The sequence below is a fragment of the Acinetobacter legionensis genome (assembly GCF_048552295.1).
Lineage (GTDB): Bacteria > Pseudomonadota > Gammaproteobacteria > Pseudomonadales > Moraxellaceae > Acinetobacter.
On sequence record NZ_JBIMCW010000003.1, the window covers coordinates 1 to 20,153 of the forward strand.

Consider the following 20,153-nt stretch of genomic DNA (forward strand, 5'->3'; position numbering starts at 1 on the left):
TGACCAGCTACCACAACAAAATAAGGTAGCTTAACTAGAGCAGAGTATCACTTATAAATAAGCTTTTAGTTGTTCAAACATGTGGGACCACCTCTATATTGCCCAATTTATCGAGGAGGTTTTCTATTTTTTCTATACGTGGATCTTTATTCATAACATCCTCCATTTGCGTGTGTTCTTTATCATTAAACACTATGCAAATTTCATGCACATGAAAAGTGAAGTAAAATGTTTATGGCGAATAAATAACAACTATTTAATTAAGAAATTGATCATTTCACCTGATTAGTCTATAGATAGATTATTTTCAATACAATTAAAGGAATAACAATGTATTTGTACCGACCAATTGGACTTTTTGAATATCAATTGATTGAAAAGAGTGGCTTTAAAAATTTCCCACCAAGATTGTATTGGCAACCTATTTTCTATCCTGTTTTAAATCAGAAGTATGCTGAAAAAATTGCTTTAGATTGGAATACCATAGATCAAGCAAGTGGTTATATTGGCTATGTCACACGGTTTGAATTGAATGATGAGTATCTGGCTCAGTTTGAAGTACATACGGTTGGTGATGATTTTTGTCAGGAGTTATGGATCCCAGCTGAGCGACTAGACGAGTTTAATCAGCAAATTATAGGGGAAATTGAAGTGGTTAATATTTTTAAAGGTGAAGCTTTTACTGAAAATGCTGAATTACCTGAAATATTTAAAACCAGCCCAGATGGCTCGAAAGAGTATTAGGAAAAAACATGTATCTTCCTACTCATTTTAAACAAGAGAATCTCACTGAACTTTTCGATTTAATTGAACAGAATCCATTGGGAAGTTTGATGGTTACTTATGACGGTGAAATTGAAGCGAATCATATTCCTTTTGAATTGGATCGTTCAGCTGGCAAGTCTGGATTGTTACGTGGACATATCGCCAAAGCCAATCCTTTATTTAACTTGTTAGAACAGGTTGAATCGGCTTATGTGATTTTCCATGCTGAGCAAAGTTATATTTCACCGAATTGGTATCCAGGAAAATTTGAGCATCATCGGGAAGTACCGACATGGAATTATCGTGTTGTGCATGTGAAGGGAACAATTCGAAAAATAGATGATGAAAAATATTTGCGGGGTATTTTGGCGCGATTGACACGTCAGCATGAAGCACCACAGGTTGTACCTTGGAAAATGGGGGATGCGCCGAATGATTATATCGAAGAGCAATTAGAAAAAATTGTGGCGATTGAGATTGAAATAGATTCAATCTTAGGGAAATTTAAAGTCAGTCAAAATCGCAGTGCTGTGGATGCCACAAGTGCAGCAAATGCTTTGCAAACCCAAAATCCAGAGATGGCTGAATCAATTCGGAAGTTTTATCCAAAGTAAGATTTTTTGATGCAACTTGATTTATATTGCGGTCAACTTTTATAGCCACACGATATAATTTTTCTTAATTAATATTTTTAATTAAATCAACTGTATGGAAAAATAAAATTGTTTGAGTATAAAAAGCTTGCAATGTCACATCTTACAACCAAAGTTTAAATTGCTTTGCGTAGGCGATGCCAAACCTTGCGCTGCAAACAAAGCAGTGCTTTGTTTTTGCTCATATCCCCCGCCCAATAGCGACATCCATGTCGCTCCACGGTAGGATAATCATCTAGGATTCAAAAGTACAAAATTGAATCGATAATCAACAGTTTCTAAAAGTTCATACAAAAACGTAAATTTCATTTCTGATCAATGACTTGATAGAAATTACTTGTATAAATAATTAGGTGGTTTGACTATAGAACAGTAAATGTTCTAAAAAAAAGCATTAGTTGTAAATAAAAAAACGCCCGAATGATCGGGCGTTTTAATGTCTTATTTCAGTTGATGATGAAATTAAGCCTGATTCGTAAAATAATCTTCGCTGAAATTCATAATAACTTCTGCACCTGCTTTGATTTTAGCAACACGTGCATTTAAATCAGGCAAGAGGCGTTGGATGAAGTAATGAGTCAATGCAAGTTTGTCTTGGTAGAATTGACCTTGCTTATTTTTTGCAGCATTGGCAATACGAGCAAACATATAAGAGAAGCTTAATAACCCAACGACATGTAAATACTCTACTGCCGCAGCATTTGCGAAATCAGCATTTTCTTTTGCCCTTTCTAAAATATGCTGCGTAATCATATCTACTTCAGTTGCAATATCTAAAGTCGCATCTTTAATGAAGTTTAAGTCTGTATCTAGACCATTGGCAAAATCACGGATTTCTTCAATATATTCAGCAATGAATTCACCATTACATTTAATTGTTTTACGACCAATTAAATCTTGTGACTGAACGCCATTGGTGCCTTCATAGATTTGTGCAATACGTAAGTCACGAACACATTGTTCCATGCCCCATTCACGAATATAGCCATGGCCACCAAACACCATTTGCGCGTCAATCGTGGCATTAAAAGCTGTATCCGTTAAATAGGCTTTAGCAATTGGTGTTAATAACGCAACACGATTATTTGCCTTCGCTACAGCTTCAGGATCGGTTGAAAATTTGGTAATGTCGAGTTGTTGACCAACGTAAACAGCAAATGCACGAGAAGCTTCATTGTTGGCACGCGCATTGAGCAACATACGACGCACATCACCATGTACAAGGATGCTGTCAGCAGGTTTGTTTGGTGATTTAACACCTGTTGCACTACGACCTTGTACACGATCAGTCGCATATTGTGCTGCATTTTGGTATGCATATTCAGAAGCACCTAGGCCCTGAATACCCATCGACAAACGTTCGTAATTCATCATCACGAACATCGCTGCTAGTCCTTCATTTTCTTTACCAACAAGGAAGCCTTTGGCTGCATCAAAGTTCATGACACATGTTGCAGACGCTTTGATTCCCATTTTGTGTTCAATTGAACCAGGACCCGCTGTATTACGTTCGCCCAATGAACCATCAGCATTAACAAGGAATTTAGGCACGATAAAGAGTGAGATCCCGCGTGAACCCGCAGGTGCATCAGGTGTTTTTGCTAAAACAAGGTGAATGATGTTGTCAGCAAGATCATGGTCACCACCAGTGATGAAGATTTTAGTACCAGTAATGTTGTACGTACCATCTTGGTTGCGTTCAGCTTTAGTTTTGATAATACCTAAATCTGTACCTGCATGAGGTTCAGTTAAACACATCGTTCCAGACCATTCACCTGAATAGATTTTAGGTAAATAGGTTTCTTTCTGCTCTTGAGATGCATAGCTGTTTAACGCCATACCAGCACCGACAGAGAGAAGCGGGTAGAGCATGAATGATGGATTGGTAGCAAATAACATTTCATCTGCAAGTACAGTCAGCATTTTTGGCATTGCCTGGCCGCCCCATTCCTCTTCAGCACCTAGGCCAATCCAACCGCCTTCAGCATATTGTTGGAATGCTTCTTTAAAACCAGCAGGTGTCGTGACTTTGCCATTTTCATAATGAGCGCCTTCTTCATCACCTGTACGGTTTAAAGGAAGCGTAACATTTTGTGCAAATTTAGCCATTTCTTCTAAAATTGCTTCAGCCGTTGCCGCATCAACATGTGCAAGCTTTTCGTTGGCTTGCCAGAATTGCTCTGCATTGAAAACGTCATTCAGAATGAATTTCATATCTGCAAGTGGCGCATTATAAATTGGCATGTTCGTTCACCTGTTTATTGTTTGAATCTGTAGACTTAGATCAGTTTAACCAACAAACATGTATGTTGTTAGATGGTCTAAGTAAATAACGCTCTATTTATAAAGAAAAAGGACTGCCAAAGCTATGACCGTCCTTTCTCTATTTCTGCACTCTTGAGTACAGTTTTTTAAATGCCTAACTCGACATTCTAATTAGAATGCAAAGTCTTCTGCGTCTAATGACATCAATGGATCTAAGCCACCCGCGATCACGTCAACATGTGAGCGAACACGTGGTAAGATTTTCTTGAAGTAGAAACGCGCAGTCTTAATTTTTGCATTATAGAAGCCAGTTTCAGTAGAACCTTCAGCAAGCTTTTGTTGTGCAACAAGCGCCATGCGAGCCCATAAGAATGCAAGTGTTACATAACCAGAGAAGTATAGGTAGTCAACCGCAGCTGCGCCAACTTCATCCGGGTTTTGCATTGCTTTCATACCGATTTGCATGGTTAAATCACCCCACTCTTTGTTTAGAGCAGCAAGTGGTTCAACAAATTCTTTCAGTTCAGCATTGTCTTTGTTTGCTTCAGCAAATTTATGGATGATCTTGGTGAAGTCTTTCAACATTGCACCTTGCGTACCCAATACTTTACGGCCTAACAAATCAAGTGCTTGGATTTCAGTTGTACCTTCGTATAAGCAAGAGATACGTGTATCACGTACAATTTGCTCCATACCATGTTCAGAAATAAAGCCGTGACCACCAAATACTTGTACACCGTGTTTCGCTGATTCAGAACCTGTTTCAGTTAAGAACGCTTTTGCAATTGGTGTTAATAATGACAAGATGTTGTCAGCAAATTTACGATCTTCTTCAGTGACACCTTGCTCTACGATATCTGCATATTGAGATAAGAAGTAAACCAATGCACGACCACCTTCAGCAAATGCCTTTTGCGTCATCAACATGTTACGTACAGCTGGGTGAACAATGATTGGATCAGCTTCTTTCTCTGGTGCTTTAGGACCAGAAAGTGAACGCATTGCTAAACGATCTTTCGCATATGCAAGTGCGCCTTGGAAAGATGATTCAGATGCTGTTAAACCTTGAACAGCAGTACCAATACGTGCAGTGTTCATAAAGGTAAACATTGCATGTAAACCACGGTTTTCAGGTCCAATCAAGAAACCTTTTGCGTTATCAAAATTGATTACACACGTTGCGTTACCGTGGATACCCATTTTGTGTTCAATTGAACCACAACGAACTGCATTACGGTCTGCAATAGAACCATCTGCATTTACATTGAACTTAGGTACGATGAATAACGAGATACCTTTAGTACCTTTAGGAGCACCTGGTAAACGCGCCAAGACGATGTGAACGATGTTCTCCGCCATATCGTGTTCACCAGCAGAGATAAAGATTTTCTCGCCAGAGATTGCATAGCTACCATCTGCTTGTGGCTCAGCTTTAGAGCGGATAATTCCTAAGTCAGAACCTGCATGAGATTCTGTTAAGCACATAGTACCAGTCCACTCACCTGAAACAAGTTTAGGTAAATATGTTGCTTTTTGCTCAGCAGAACCATGATGCTCAATCGTACGAACCGCACCATGTGAAAGACCTGGGTACATACCCCACGCCCAGTTTGCCGCACCCACCATTTCAGAAATAGCTGTTGCTAAAGAACCCGGTAAACCTTGACCGCCATGCTCTTCTGGAACTGAAAGAGAAGGGAAGCCTAATTCTACATATTTGTCATAGGCTGCTTTAAAGCCTGTAGGTGTGGTGACTACACCATCATTCCATTTACAGCCTTCACTGTCACCGATTTGGTTAAGTGGAGATAATTCATTTTCACAGAAATCCGCGCCAGCTTCTAAATATTGATCAATCAATTCACGGCTTACGGTTTCTTGGAATGCAGGGAGTTTCGCGTAATGTTCTTCAGCATTTAATAACTCATGCAAAACGAAGTGCATATCACGTAAGGGTGCTTTGTATTGTGGCATATCGGTTTCCTCAATACTGGTTAAACCAGATTTATAATCTTCATAAATACGACGTGTGTCTTCTATGACACATATTTGTTCCGCTACATCGTGCAACATCTTATAGTGACGTACAAGTATTTCATGGTTAATTCTCTGTGACTGTAAAGTCAAAGAAAAAAGGCTTGAAAGCTGTAAGTATATTGAGTGTAAACACTTTTCATTGAAAAATAAGGATACAAATAGTCAAAATCGTAAAAACTTGTGTCCAATAAAATGCCAGTCAAAATATGCCTCTCAATGATTTAAACCAATAGACGAATTGCATGTTTTGTTGATGGTGATATTTTTATGGCAATCATTGACTCCAAAGCCGATCCACAATGTCTTCTACCGAATATTCAAAGTATCGTCCTGCTTGATCTTTATTACGTTGAAACAATTGATGTTTAAATGCTTTAAAATTGAGTTTTAAAAAGTTATAAAAATACCCGCCTGAGAAAATGGTACGGAGGTAAAAAGCATTGATGAAATCATTTGCGTGTTGAGTATTAAAATCTGAGCTTTTAATCCGCTGGACAATTTCAGTAAGTTCTTGTTTTGAAATATTGTGGATGATTTTAGGCTCAGGTAGGCAAATATCAAAGCTTAAATTTTCAATACCTTCGGCTTCCCACCACTCCCAAAGTTCATATTGAGAAATGTCTTTACTGGTAATTTCTGTAAGTGTTTCACTGAGTTTTTGATATTCAAGCGAGTCTTCATCACCAAACTCATCGCAATAGTCTATGTAATTGGTAATCAATTCGAGCACAGTTAGATAAAGTTGTTGTGCTGTTTCAAAATCGGGTTCTATTTCTGTACGAAGTTTATTCATCGTTTATTATGTTTAAATGATCAAAAAGTTTTAATGATGCTATCAATAAGCGACAAGAAAAGCATAATTTCTAAAATGAAGTCGAGAAATGAGAAATTAAAGTTTTAAGCCCATTTTTACCAATTTATTTTATTCTTTCAGCAATTTACCTCTCTCTCCAGGATGACCTTCTAAATAAAAACAGTCGTTTATTTTTACTGGGAAGAGGAGGGTAAATTGGATGATTCAAACGGGTAGGCTAATTAAACTCGCCCACTGAGCGCTCTTTTGCCCAGTCACGTAAGATAAATTTTTGCAATTTACCTGTCGATGTTTTTGGAATCTCACAAATCACTACACTTTTAGGGACTTTAAAGCGTGCCAAATGCTGTTTACAGAATTCAATCACCTCTTCAGGGGTGGTCTCTGCACCTTGTTTAAGTTCTATAAAGGCACAAGGAACTTCTTGCCAACGCGGATCGGGTTGCGCAACCACTGCCGCTGTCATAATTGCAGGATGAGTATAAAGAACCTCTTCAACCTCTAAAGATGAGATATTTTCACCACCTGAAATAATGATGTCTTTTGAACGGTCCATAATTTTTGCATAACCATCAGGTTGGCAAACCGCTAAATCACCGGTATGAAACCAGCCACCTTTAAAGACTTCTTCTGTGGCTTTAGTATTTTTTAAATAGCCTTTCATGACGATGTTGCCACGGAACATAATTTCTCCCATGGTCTTGCCGTCATTAGGCACAGGTTGCATCGTTTCAGCATCCAACACACGCATACCATCTTGTAATGGATAAGGTACACCTTGGCGCGAGTGTAGTTGAGCTTGTTCTTGAATAGACAGTTCACTCCAACCTGCTTGAGAGGCACATAATGCAGAAGGGCCATAAGTTTCAGTGAGACCATAGACATGATTGACTTGAATGCCGATATGATGCATTCCTTCAATAATTGCCGCAGGCGGTGCAGCCCCAGCCACCATTACTTCTACATGATGTTTAAATTTAATTTGTTGCTCTTTTGGAGTGTTGATCAACATTGAAAGGACAATCGGTGCACCACAGAAATAGTCAACTTTGTATTGATCAATGAGTTGATAAACCAACTTAGGATCAATTTTACGTAAACAGATATTGGTACCGCCATTGGCGGCAACAGTCCAAGCAAAACACCACCCATTGCAATGGAATAGCGGAAGTGTCCATAAATATTTACAACGTGGCGTCATACCGCAGGCAATGATATTACTGGCAGCATTGATATAAGCACCACGATGGTGATAAACCACTCCTTTTGGATTGCCTGTGGTCCCTGAGGTATAATTTAGACTAATCGCATCCCATTCATCCTGAGGTAAATGCCACTCAAAATCTGCATTGCCACCTTTTAGCCATTCCTCATATTCAATTTGACCAATACGCGCTGTAGCCTCATTATTTTCGTATTCCTCATCTGCAACATCAATGATATAGATTTGTTGATCAATAAGCGCTACAGCTTCTTTAGCTAAAGCCGCAAACTCTGGATCAACCAATAGGACTTTGGTTTCAGCATGTTCTAACATAAATGCAATGGTTTTGGCATCTAAACGAGTATTGAGGGTATTTAAAACAGCGCCAGCCATGGGTACTGCAAAATGTGCTTCGACCATCGCAGGAATATTGGGTAAAAGAACAGAAACAGTATCGTTTTTTTGAATCCCAAGATTTTGTAATTGATGGGCAAATTGACTACAACGGGTATAGGTATCACGCCAAGAGATATGACGAGCGCCATGTACAATCGCATCTTGATTTGGATAAATGTAGGCTGCACGTTCTAGATAACGTAAAGGTGATAATGCTACAAAGTTTGCAGGGGTACGTGGTAATTGATCATAGGCACTAACCATGTTTAGCTCCATCTATATTTGTTCTAATTTCCGTGTTTAAAAGATATGCATAAGCCTGTAAGAATTCATTTAGGCTTTAGTCGAGTATTTCAGCTAAATATGCATCGTTAGACATCTTTACCATTGTTTAAATATTTTGTAATATTTAATTTATTGAATTAAATTAATATTTTGGACATTTGATGTAAATATTAATCCTGATTTTATTCAGAATCTTATTTAAAATCTCATCATTTAAATACGAATAACTGAACCCATCAGTTTCGCTTTTTTGTATTCCGTTGGCGAAGATCCAGTCCATTTTTTAAATGCACGACGAAATTCCCTTAACTCACTAAAACCAAGATTGAAACTGATTTCACTAATCGATTGATTTTCTTCAATCCACTGTTTGGCTTTTTTTTCTAACACCAGTTGCTTTAATAACTGAAAATTTAGCCCCTCATTGAGTAGTAAACGCCGTAAATGACGTTCGCTAAAATGAAAATATTGCGCTGCTAGTTGCATATCAAAGCGTTCAGGTAGATGGCTTTCAATCAAATGTGCTAATACCTTTGCCAAACTGTGCTGATTCATTTGATCAAATTGTTTTAAAGCTTGATCACAAATCAGAATTGCGCTTTGATAATTGACAGGGCTATAGTTTTTGAGTCTTCTCGACAAGAGTGTTTTGTTAAATCTGATAATATTTTTAGTCGATTTAAAATAAATCGGGCAATTGAAAATTCTTTTATAATCATTGAGGTATGCTGAATGATCGTAGCTAAGTTCCAGACTCACCAACTCATAGCTATCGTCTAGCATCATATTGACACAGGTAATAATACTGGCAAATACTTCATCACAGAAAAATGCTTTTAGCTCACCACAGTTACTTCGCTCAGAAAGTTCAATTTCACAATAATCATCAACAAGATTGACGGTTAAATCTAAGACACTACCTGAAATGGGATGATAGTGCAGTGCGGTCTCCAATGCTTCAGCTACTGTTTTGCAGGCTTGCATGGCAAAGCCTAAAATACCAATTGAAATCTGACCTTCACTACTGCCCAGCAATAAACCTAAATTTTGTTGCTGAGTATCTTTAACTGCGAGATGAATAACCTCACATAGTTCTGAAAAACCAACAAAACCATGCCCTTGGCGAATTTTTTCCAAATCTAAATTTTGTGCTGTAAACCAAATGTCATATTGCCAGTGTCGTTGTTCGGCATAATGAATCAAACTCGTCAATATCATTGGTGGAATATAAAATTGAGAATTGGCAATTTCCTTTTGCTGCAAGCTCATAAAGTCCGCTTCGCCCCCCATATTATTGTTGCTTTTACCCTAGTTGGTATCGCATATTTTTGATTAAGATTCAATCTACTTCTCGTGTTCGCTGATATAAAAAAGATAAAGGATGATCGCATATGTTTTTGGTGGGGTGGGATAAGCAAGAAATAAACATTCAGCCGCAAGGTTATGCCATGTTTGGTTATGGTATGTGGTCGCATCGTGCTTATGAAAAGCGTACAGCTTTGTTTGCTCGATCATTTAGTATCCGTAGTTTAGCTTTAGAACAGCCGATTATTTTTTGTTGTCTGGATTTTGGTTGTATTACATATGCGATAAGAAGCGGCGTTGTTGAGCGCTTAAAGCAAAAATTTACAGACCAATTTAATGAACAGCATTTGGTATTGATGGCAACGCATACTCATTCTGGGCCAGGCGGTTGTGCGTATGAAGCGTTATATAATATGCCGACTCCGGGTTTTGTAGCAGAGCATCTCGAAACTGTGGTTAATGCGGTCATGCTCAGTATTTCCAATGCTATAGGCACAGAGAAAGAAACTGAAATTCGTTATCAATGTTGTCAATTTCCTCCCGATATTCCTGTGGCATGGAATAGATCCTTGCAGGCTTATAATCGTAACCCAGATGTGATTCAAAGAACCGAAGCAGAAACTCATCTCGCCTTAAACCGTGAAATGCAATTAATAGGTTTTTATCGGGACGATCAATTATGTTCTTTTATTTCATTATTTGGGGTGCATGCAACATGTTTGAGTAGCCAACTCAAAGCACATGATGGTGATAATAAAGGCTATGCTTCGGCATTAAGTGAGCAATACTTATTAACACAAGGCATTCAACAACCTGTTGCAATTTTTGCACAAGCAACAGCAGGTGATGTATCGCCACATTTTCATGGTCCTAAACAAGATGCGATTCGCAAGAAAGTTAAGGGTGAAAAAGAATATCAATATGCTGAGCAAAATGGGCGTTTTCAAAGTGAAATTGCGCTTAAAGCACTGACTACACCGATTGAAAAAAATACCAACATAGTAATGGAAGCATGTTTACTCCAAGGTGGTATCGATGCTGTTTTATCCTATGTAGACCTGAGTCAAGTTGATGTGCCAAGTGAATTTAGTCAGGGGATCCAAGGGGCTAAAACCAGTGCAGCTTGTCATGGTGTCGGCTTCTTTGGGGGAACGCCTATAGATGGTAAGGGGACACCTAAAGCGATTCTTAAAGTGATGTCTTTACTGGCTAAGCGGGTACGTAAGCAACGTTTAGTAAACTCGAATTCTCCACATTACAGCAAATATAAAGCACTCTATGACTCACAATTCCCGAAAGAGATTGTTTTAGAAAGTCCTGACAATCAGTTGTTGGGTCAACATTTAGATTTTCCCCCAAGTATTTTTGATCCTTTAATTGCAGAAATGAATCGCCAAGTCAAAGCTGGTGCCATTCAAGATAGCCCACTGGTTCCGAGTGTTATTCCGCTACAGATAATCCAAATTGGTCAATTGGCCTTGATTTGTTGCCCCGGAGAAATAACTACAACAGCAGGGCAACGAGTGATTCAGACTGTGACAAAACAGTTTGCAATCTATCGGGGTATTTCAAAGGTTGGTTTGGTGTCTTACTGCAATGATTATATGGGCTATATCACCACCAATGAAGAATATCAGCAACAAGCTTATGAAGGTGCACATACCTTATATGGCCAATGGACACATGCTGCAATTCAGTACAAATTTTGGCAATTAGCAGCGCAGTTAAATCTAGATAAATCTCAACGCGAATATGATCAAGTCACACGCCCATCAACGATTCCACTACACGAAATAGAAAAAAGAACAAATCACGGCAATTTAAAAACTGCTGTACGCTAAAGGATGAGCATTATGAATCAGTTGATTAATCAAGCACCAAACAAGCACAAATCAAATCAGCAAAAATGGAACAATTGGTCGGGCTATCAACAGTCTCACCCTGAGCTGATTTTAAAGCCTGATAGTCTTGACGAGTTAAAACACATTGTCGAAACCCAAGCAAAGATTCGGGTGGTGGGAGCAGGTCATTCATTTACACCTTTGGTGTGTACTGATGCAACATTGCTGTCTTTGGATGGTCTTTCTGGTGTGGATCAAGTCAATACTGAATTTGCTCAAGCCAGTATTTGGGCGGGAACACGATTATTTAATTTAGGGCAATATTTAGAACCGATGCAACAGTCATTAATGCAACAGGGTGATATTGACCAGCAAAGTTTAGCTGGTGCTGTTTCAACAGGAACACATGGTACTGGCATAGGCTTATATTGCATTTCCGGTTATGTACAAGCATTTGAATTACTCACAGCATCAGGAGAAACACTTCATTGTAATCACCATGAAAATCCAGATATTTTTGCTGCAGGACGAGTGTCTTTAGGGAGTTTAGGGATTTTGACTAAAATCACCATGCAAAATAAACCACGTTATAAACTCAAAGAGCAAGTTAGACTGTGCGCGGTCCAAGACTTTATTCAAAATATTGACCAATGGAAAGCACAATATCGGCATATTGAGTGTTTTGCATTTTCTCATGCAGATAAGTTGATTTTAAAAACCTTAGATATTACTGAAGATGAGATTCAACCAAGAACTGAATCATGGCCATCTGAAGATACGTTATTAACCTTATGTTGCGAGTTAACCAAATCTTTTCCGGCATTGAATCCAAAACTACAAAAGCTCTTAGGCGTTTTTATTAAGCCAAGCACATTTGTTGATTGGTCAGGCAAGATTTTCCCGACACCGCGTGAAACGAAATTTAATGAAATGGAATATCAGGTTCCAGTTGAATTGGGTGTGGAATGTTTGCAAGCTGTTCTAGCAGCGCTAAAAAACTCAAAAATACAAACCTTTTTCCCTGTGGAGTTTCGATTTGTCAAAGGTGATGATATTTGGTTGAGTCCGTTTTATCAGCGGGACTCTATTTCCATCTCAGTACACCAATATCATAAGCAAGCACCTAGACAATTATTTGATGAAGTTGAGTCGATTTTGCAACATTATCAGGGACGACCACATTGGGGGAAAATGCATAGTATGACAGCAACACAACTTCAGACCTTATACCCTAAGTGGGATGCCTTTATGCAGTTGCGAGAACGACTTGATCCAAGCGGAAAGTTTTTAAATCCTTATTTAGAAAAGCTATTCTTATCTGAATAATGGATAAAATTAAGTGAATGGGTAAAACTAAAATAGACCATAAAGGTAGACTATGAACAACTTTTTTGAGCAATTAAATCGTGATTTAAAACAGTCAAATGGTGCATTACCTCGATTAATTGTTGATGATCAGGCGCTTGAACAAAATCTACAGTACGTTGCCAAAAAGCTTAAATACGCTAGCCATTTGCAACCACGCCTCGTGGTAAAGTCTTTGGCATGCTTAGCATTATTAAAAAACATTAGTCTAAAGCTTTCGACTCAACGATTTATGCTATTTCACATGCCACAGCTTTCCCCCATCCTTGAGAACTTTTCGGATGCAGATGTATTGTTTGGGAAACCGATGCCTGTGAGTATAGTTCAGCATTTTTATGCGATGAATCAAAATTGCAGACAAGCCGATATACAATGGTTAATTGATTCTAAAGCACGTTTATTACAATATCTTGATGTTGCAAAACAGTTTAGTTTAAAGCTTAAAATCAATATTGAAATTGATGTGGGTTTACATCGCGGTGGTGTTCGTTCTGATTTTGCACTGATCGAAATATTAAGATTGATTGAGCAACATCCTGAGTATTTAGCACTTGCTGGCTTGATGGGGTATGATGCTCATGTGACGAAGCTGCCTTCAGTGATTAAAAAGATTGATGTTGCCTATCGAGAGTCACAAGACATTTATCAAAATTATAAAAATATTATTCAACAGCAATTTCCACATTTATGGCGAGCTAATCTTTGTTTTAACGGTGGCGGTAGCCCTACATTTTACCTCCACGTGGAGCAAAGTGTCTGTAATGATCTTTCTTTTGGCTCTATGTTACTCAAACCAAGTGACTTTGACAGTGATGGTTTAAGTGTTTTACAAGCTGCACTATGGATTTCAACCCCTGTTTTAAAAGTGCTGCCATTTACCCAGTTACCTGGATTAGCCGTTTTAGATAAATTACCACATAGCTCTAAAGCCTTATTTGTGTATGGTGGATATTGGATGGCCCATTATGTTTATCCGCGGGGGATTCATCCGCATGCACTTTATGGGCGAAGTACCAATCAAGAAATGGTTAATGTGCCTAAAAATACTGAAATAGCTGTTGATGATTTTGTATTTTTAAGACCCACGCAAAGCGAAGCGATTATTCCTCAATTTCATAAATTATATTGTTATAAAAATCGAGATTTTGAAGCGTGGGAAACCTTTAGAGAGTAATTTGCTAAAAAGGGAGAGTCGATGGATAATCAAAAGTACAATTTAAATCAGAATAAAGAATAATTTTAAGACAAAGGTTTATAAATATGCTGTAAAGGTGTAAAATTTGACACACTTTTATTTTGTTCCACCGATTTTATCTTGAGGATTTTCCTCGATCATAATCTCGCGGTGACATGCTCCATTGTACGGGGCATCACTCCTTAAGGATTTTTAAATATGCCTATTATCACATTGCCAAATGGCGATCAAAAAAGTTTTGATCAAGCTGTTTCCGTTATGGAAGTTGCTCAAAGTATTGGACCTGGACTGGCTAAAAATACAGTTGCTGGGAAAGTAAATGGTCGCTTAGTCGATGCAAGTGATTTAATTACCGAAGACTCAACCTTACAAATCATTACTCCAAAAGATCAAGACGGTGTAGAAATTATTCGTCACTCTTGTGCACATTTGGTGGGTCATGCGGTAAAACAACTCTTCCCTGAAGCAAAAATGGTGATTGGCCCTGTCATTGAAGAAGGTTTCTACTATGACATCTGGATGCCCCGTCCATTTACTTTAGATGATATGGCTGCAATCGAAGCGCGCATGAAAAAGCTCATCGATCAGGATTATGATGTCATTAAAAAAATGACACCTCGTGATGATGTGATTGCTGAATTCACTGCACGTGGTGAAGATTATAAGTTACGTTTGATTGCTGACATGCCTGAAGAAACTCAAATGGGCTTGTACTATCATCAAGATTATTTAGATATGTGTCGTGGTCCACACGTACCGAATACCAAATTTTTAAAATCATTCAAATTGACTAAAATCTCTGGCGCATATTGGCGCGGTGATGCGAAGAATGAACAATTACAGCGTATTTATGGTACTGCTTGGGCAGACAAAAAAGAATTAGCAGCTTATATCAAGCGCATTGAAGAAGCTGAAAAGCGTGATCATCGTAAAATTGGTAAAGCTTTAGATTTATTCCATATGCAAGAAGAAGCGCCAGGTATGGTGTTTTGGCATGCCAATGGTTGGACGATCTACCAAGTGCTTGAACAATACATGCGTAAAGTTCAACAAGACAATGGCTACCAAGAGATTAAAACACCACAAATTGTAGACTTCACTTTGTGGGAAAAATCGGGTCATGCTGCCAACTATGCAGAAAATATGTTTACGACACATTCAGAAAGTCGTAACTATGCGGTAAAACCAATGAACTGCCCATGTCACGTTCAAGTGTTTAACCAAGGTTTAAAATCTTACCGTGATCTTCCAATTCGTTTGGCAGAGTTTGGTTCATGTCACCGAAATGAGCCATCAGGTTCGTTACACGGGATTATGCGTGTACGCGGCTTTACTCAAGATGATGCACATATTTTCTGTACAACTGAACAAATTGGTAAAGAAGTTGCAGACTTTATTAAACTGACTTTAGATGTTTATAAAGATTTTGGCTTTGAAGAAGTACAAATGAAATTGTCTACACGTCCTGAAAAACGTGTGGGTGCTGATGAACTTTGGGATGTTGCAGAAAAATCTTTAGCAGATGCTTTAGATGCTGCAAATCTTAAATGGGAAGAACAACCTGGTGAAGGTGCTTTCTACGGTCCAAAGATTGAATTTTCATTAAAAGACTGTTTAGGACGTATCTGGCAGTGCGGTACAATCCAGTGTGATTTTAACTTACCGTTACGTTTAGACGCTTCATATGTAACAGAAGATAACGATCGTGACCATCCTGTGATGTTACATCGTGCAATTCTTGGCAGTTTTGAACGTTTTATTGGTATACTAATTGAACACTACGCAGGCTTTATGCCACCATGGTTGGCTCCAATCCAAACATGTGTCATGAATATTACGGATTCTCAAGCGCAAGCTTGTGAGCAAGTCGTCGCAAAACTCAAAGAAAATGGAATTCGAGCAATTTCAGACTTGAGAAATGAGAAAATCGGCTTTAAGATTCGTGAGCGTACACTAGAGCGTATTCCATACTTATTGGTACTTGGAGATCGAGAAGTAGAGGAAGGGACTGTGAATGTTCGTACTCGCTCTGGAAAAAATTTAGGTACTATGTCAATAGACGCATTTATTGACCTAGTGAAAGCAGCCGTAGCCGAACGCGGCCGGTATATTGTGGAGTAAGAAAGATTAAACAGCCTGACCGTAACCAACAACAAGGTGCTAAAAGTAATCGTCCTGCATTAAATGATGAGATCAAAGCGAAAGATGTGCGTCTCGTTGCTGCAGATGGAGAGCAAAAAGGCATCGTTTCACTTGCTGAAGCTTTGCGTGCTGCTGAAGAGGTTGATCTTGATCTTGTTGAGATCGTGGCGAATGCAGAGCCACCTGTTTGTAAAATCATGGATTTCAACAAACATTTATTTGATCTGAAGCAAAAGCAAAAAGATGCGAAAAAGAAACAGCATCAAGTTCAAGTGAAAGAAATCAAGTTGCGCCCTGGTACAGACATTGGTGATTACAATGTTAAGTTGCGTGCTATTCTGAAGTTTCTTGAAGAAGGCAACAAAGTCAAAATTACTCTACGTTTCCGTGGTCGTGAAATGGCTCACCAACAGTTGGGTCTTGCACAATTGCAAAAAATTGAAGCAGACGTAGCAGAGTTTGGTATTGTTGAACAAGCACCAAAAATGGAAGGCCGTCAAATGGGTATGTTACTTGGACCTAAAAAGAAAAAGTAATTATTCATCTGTTAAAAAAGCACTGCATTAAGCAGTGCTTTTTTACGTTAAAATGGTAGTAAATCAATCTGAATCGAGTGGAATTGATATGTCATCTATCCAAAATTCAAATGAATTATCGAGTATTAACCAAAAAATTATTCAAGCAGGTGAGGTCTTGCCTGTGGTTAAATTAAAGGATGGTAGTGCTGTACAAACTGGTACAGTGGCAACCATGTTGCATAATATCAATCTGTATAACTCAGGTTTACGTGGAGAGATTGAGCAAGAACTGATACTCGCTATCCCTACCTTAGTGAAAGTCGGTTTATTTGACTTATTTAATCCCGATGAGTGGATATTGGGAAACAATGCTGGGCGTAAATTTGTGGGTGAAAAGGCCAAAACATATATAGATGCAATTGCTGAAGTAGATATTTGAAATTAGTATCATAATATGAGAACGTGCTGTATTTTATAAAATGCAATAACATAATTTTAGAATAGATTATTAGAATAATCTCTTTTTATAGCATACTGAATTAAGCAAATTCATGTTATAAAAGTAACCGATTAACGCAATAAAATTCAGAAAATACGTGAAAACGCAGAAGGATGAAATATGATTGATCTCTATTATTGGGGTACGCCCAATGGCCATAAAATTACCATTGCACTTGAAGAAATGGGTTTGGATTATCAGATTTTCCCCATCAACATCTTAGAGAATGACCAATTCCAGCCCGATTTTCTTCGTATCTCACCGAACAATAAAATTCCCGCTATTGTCGATCAAGATGGCCCAAATGGTGAGCCGATTTCAGTATTTGAGTCAGGCGCAATCTTGCAATATCTTGGTCGTAAAACAGGCCTGTATTATCCAAGCGATGAGCAAGATCGTGTTGAAGTTGAACAATGGTTAATGTGGCAAATGGGCGGGCTGGGGCCGATGTTAGGGCAAAACCATCATTTTGGTAAATTTGCTAAAGAAAAAATTCCTTATGCAATTGATCGTTATGTTACGGAAACTCAACGTTTGTATGGTGTTTTAAATAAGCAGCTCATTGGACAAAAATATGTGGCTGGTGAATATTCGATTGCAGATATGGCCATTTTACCGTGGGTATTACGCTATGAGTGGCAGCAAATAGAGCTAGAGGATTATCCTTATGTTAAAGAATATATTGAGCGTTTAACTGCGCGCCCAGCGATACAAAGAGCGCTATCAATAAAAGTGTGAAATGTATTTTATGTTAAGATGAGAAACCACGTAACGTGGTTTTTTATTTTTTAAATGATCGATTTTTGGATGGTTGGTAGGCTTTAGTCATGAAAGATTTCTTTTTGAACTTTACGAAAATATTAGAAACGAATCCAAAAATTTACTGGAGTATCATTGTTGGTATTGCCGGTTGTTTAATGCTCTATATTGCGGAAATTGTGCATATTCAAAATATTTTAGAGGAATTAAATGGTCAAGCGTCAGCCCTGATTAGAAGTGTGATAGACCCGATTGCGCAACGTTATCAATGGTCTCGGATTATCTTTATGTTATTGGCGATTATTTGGGCACATTTTCAGTATCGTAAAACAAAAAAAATGCTAGATTTAGGATGATTGAATTGTAAGTAGTAAATCCAACAAGGAGGTGAGTATGAAGCAAAACTTTGTTTGGCATTTCCTCATCTCTTTTGCCGTGATGCTAATCACAGCAATGCTTTGTAGCATCTTGCAGTATCACTCCGCATATGATTACTTCTGGTTTATTATTTTGAGCATCGTGAGTGTTTTAGGCTTGGTTTTTGCTATGGTCTTTGGCATTTTTCAAAATAAATTACAGCAAAGCATTTTGAATACCATTATCTTAGTCATTTTGCTTTCACTTTATTTTATTGTTTTATTCTACGGCTTTATTCATATCAAAATCGATTGGCAAGCGATTTCAGAGGGTAAAGCTCAACTCACATTGTTGCAGAAGTTTTTTAAATCAGACCTTTCATTTTGGTTGGCTTTTCTTGCTCCCTTTATCCTGTCATTCTTGACTTATACCTTAAAACCTAAACCCAACTTTAGCTAATTTTATGGCTTATTTTTTACTCTTCCTTTCAGCATTTGGTGCGGCTACTTTACTCCCGTTGCAGTCTGAAGCGGTATTGCTTGGATTATTGATACAAACCCAGCATTCTGCATATTTATTACTTGTTGTTGCAACGATTGGCAATGTTTTAGGCTCATGCGTGAATTGGTATTTGGGACTTAAAATCGAGCAGTTTAAAGATAAGAAATGGTTTCCTGTTTCTGAAAAGAATATGCTCAAAGCGGAAAAAATATATCAAAAGTATGGCTTTGGGTCTCTGTTATTAAGCTGGATACCTATTATCGGAGATCCAATCACACTGATGGCAGGGCTAATGAAAGAGAACTTTTGGCGTTTTCTTTTGATCGTAACCATTGCAAAAGCTGGTAGATATGTTTTTATCTATTTGGTGTATATCGGATTATTTTAATAAAAAGTTAGGGTCTGCTGGTAAGCCATTTATGAAATGTCAACAGACCCTAAAGACACAAAACTATCTTTAACCTTAAAAGACGCATCTTTATGAATTTATTTACATTCATTGATTTTAAATTGAATCGCATCATTGAAGCTGGATTGTTTATAGATCCATAAAGTCCGGTAAGAACGTTTTACATTGATTGATGCATGCTCTACGGCTGCAAGTACTTGTTGATCAAGTGCATTAATACCAGAACGTTGAGTTAGCTTAACTTGGGTAATTTCGCCTTGGTTATTGGCTTTAAATTTAAACTTTACTGTACGATCTTTATTCTTTAATAGTGATTGATTCAATGTAAGTTGTGGTTGTTTTAAATAAACAAAGGGAACCGACTTATCGAGTTGTTGTTTGTTCCAATTCTTTGAATTAAAAATATAGGTACATTGCTTAGCGCGCTGAACATGATCCGTTGCATTCTCTAGTGTTAAAGTAAATGTTTGATAACCGACTAAAGCAATGGCTTTTCCATTTTTTGAATAGGGTTTAACTTTTGCATTTTCCACAGCATCTACAAGTTTCTGATCCAATGCACGGATGCCTGTACTCTCTTGGATATCAGCATCTGTGACTTCACCAACATTATTGGCTTTTACACGAATGATCGCTGAACGATCTTGATCTTTTAATTCAGCGATTTGATAGTGAATTTGGGGAAATTTGACCCATTGTATACGTGTAGTTAAATGCTGAGGATCATTTTGTTCAGATTGCTCCCCTTTGACCTTTATTGTAGGAAGTTTATCCGCACTATAGCTATAGGTTGAAAGGCACAATAAACAAGTGGTAAAAAGAGCTTTATTCATAGGTTTGGCA

General features: G+C 38.0%; 18 protein-coding genes. 12 read left to right on the forward strand and 6 right to left on the reverse strand.

The genetic code is table 11. From position 1 onward, the window contains the following. The first annotated feature begins 330 nt into the window (after positions 1-330). Together ACG916_RS03130 and ACG916_RS03135 are read left to right on the forward strand one after the other, a co-directional pair. Positions 331-744 (forward strand): ADP-ribosylation/crystallin J1, encoded by a 414-nt coding sequence (locus ACG916_RS03130; protein WP_419328086.1) that lies wholly within the window; start codon positions 331-333, stop codon positions 742-744. An 8-nt stretch (positions 745-752) separates the two neighbouring features. Next, positions 753-1,379, forward strand: coding sequence for an FMN-binding negative transcriptional regulator (locus ACG916_RS03135; RefSeq protein WP_419328085.1), 627 nt, complete (start codon positions 753-755; stop codon positions 1,377-1,379). A 501-nt stretch (positions 1,380-1,880) separates the two neighbouring features. Here ACG916_RS03135 and ACG916_RS03140 read toward each other — a convergent pair. The 5 genes from ACG916_RS03140 to ACG916_RS03160 all read right to left on the reverse strand — a co-directional run bounded on the left by ACG916_RS03140 (position 1,881) and on the right by ACG916_RS03160 (position 9,688). After that, on the reverse strand, positions 1,881-3,662 hold the full coding sequence (locus ACG916_RS03140; protein ID WP_336953389.1) for an acyl-CoA dehydrogenase C-terminal domain-containing protein: 1,782 nt from the start codon (positions 3,660-3,662) through the stop codon (positions 1,881-1,883). Between the two features lie 192 nt (positions 3,663-3,854). Further along, positions 3,855-5,657: an acyl-CoA dehydrogenase C-terminal domain-containing protein gene (locus ACG916_RS03145; protein WP_336953453.1), complete on the reverse strand. Its 1,803-nt coding sequence runs from the start codon at positions 5,655-5,657 to the stop codon at positions 3,855-3,857. Between the two features lie 337 nt (positions 5,658-5,994). After that, positions 5,995-6,513 (reverse strand): hypothetical protein, encoded by a 519-nt coding sequence (locus tag ACG916_RS03150; RefSeq protein ID WP_419328084.1) that lies wholly within the window; start codon positions 6,511-6,513, stop codon positions 5,995-5,997. Positions 6,514-6,751: 238 nt separating this feature from the next. Then, positions 6,752-8,398: an acyl-CoA synthetase gene (locus ACG916_RS03155; protein ID WP_419328083.1), complete on the reverse strand. Its 1,647-nt coding sequence runs from the start codon at positions 8,396-8,398 to the stop codon at positions 6,752-6,754. 234 nt (positions 8,399-8,632) lie between these two features. After that, positions 8,633-9,688, reverse strand: coding sequence for an AraC family transcriptional regulator (locus tag ACG916_RS03160; protein ID WP_336953386.1), 1,056 nt, complete (start codon positions 9,686-9,688; stop codon positions 8,633-8,635). Between the two features lie 122 nt (positions 9,689-9,810). Between ACG916_RS03160 and ACG916_RS03165 the strand changes: the two genes are divergently transcribed. The 10 genes from ACG916_RS03165 (at position 9,811) to ACG916_RS03210 (ending at position 19,289) form a co-directional block, all read left to right on the forward strand. Beyond that, complete coding sequence (locus ACG916_RS03165) at positions 9,811-11,565, forward strand: neutral/alkaline non-lysosomal ceramidase N-terminal domain-containing protein (protein WP_419328082.1); 1,755 nt, start codon at positions 9,811-9,813, stop codon at positions 11,563-11,565. Between the two features lie 12 nt (positions 11,566-11,577). Further along, a complete protein-coding gene (locus ACG916_RS03170; RefSeq protein ID WP_419328081.1) occupies positions 11,578-12,891 on the forward strand; it encodes a D-arabinono-1,4-lactone oxidase in 1,314 nt (437 codons plus the stop codon). A gap of 52 nt (positions 12,892-12,943) precedes the next feature. Then, complete coding sequence (locus ACG916_RS03175) at positions 12,944-14,104, forward strand: alanine racemase (protein WP_419328080.1); 1,161 nt, start codon at positions 12,944-12,946, stop codon at positions 14,102-14,104. A 219-nt stretch (positions 14,105-14,323) separates the two neighbouring features. After that, complete coding sequence (thrS, locus tag ACG916_RS03180) at positions 14,324-16,246, forward strand: threonine--tRNA ligase (RefSeq protein WP_336953382.1); 1,923 nt, start codon at positions 14,324-14,326, stop codon at positions 16,244-16,246. Positions 16,247-16,251: 5 nt separating this feature from the next. Continuing rightward, the gene (gene infC / locus ACG916_RS03185; protein ID WP_336953452.1) at positions 16,252-16,803 is read left to right on the forward strand and encodes a translation initiation factor IF-3; all 552 of its coding nucleotides are present in this window, start codon (positions 16,252-16,254) and stop codon (positions 16,801-16,803) included. Positions 16,804-16,891: 88 nt separating this feature from the next. Beyond that, positions 16,892-17,224 (forward strand): DUF7709 family protein, encoded by a 333-nt coding sequence (locus ACG916_RS03190; protein WP_336953381.1) that lies wholly within the window; start codon positions 16,892-16,894, stop codon positions 17,222-17,224. Between the two features lie 180 nt (positions 17,225-17,404). Continuing rightward, positions 17,405-18,022 carry a glutathione S-transferase N-terminal domain-containing protein gene (locus tag ACG916_RS03195; RefSeq protein ID WP_336953380.1) on the forward strand — a complete coding sequence of 206 codons (618 nt, stop codon included), beginning with the start codon at positions 17,405-17,407 and terminating at the stop codon, positions 18,020-18,022. Positions 18,023-18,111: 89 nt separating this feature from the next. After that, positions 18,112-18,399 carry a hypothetical protein gene (locus ACG916_RS03200; RefSeq protein ID WP_336953379.1) on the forward strand — a complete coding sequence of 96 codons (288 nt, stop codon included), beginning with the start codon at positions 18,112-18,114 and terminating at the stop codon, positions 18,397-18,399. A gap of 37 nt (positions 18,400-18,436) precedes the next feature. Then, the gene (locus tag ACG916_RS03205) at positions 18,437-18,859 is read left to right on the forward strand and encodes a hypothetical protein (protein ID WP_419328079.1); all 423 of its coding nucleotides are present in this window, start codon (positions 18,437-18,439) and stop codon (positions 18,857-18,859) included. 4 nt (positions 18,860-18,863) lie between these two features. After that, positions 18,864-19,289, forward strand: a complete 426-nt coding sequence (locus ACG916_RS03210; RefSeq protein WP_419328078.1) for a YqaA family protein — start codon at positions 18,864-18,866, stop codon at positions 19,287-19,289. Positions 19,290-19,387: 98 nt separating this feature from the next. On the opposite strand, the gene ACG916_RS03215 is transcribed toward ACG916_RS03210, so the two are convergent. Then, entirely contained in the window at positions 19,388-20,143 is a 756-nt protein-coding gene (locus tag ACG916_RS03215; protein WP_419328077.1) for an energy transducer TonB family protein, read from the reverse strand. Positions 20,144-20,153: the final 10 nt, after the last annotated feature.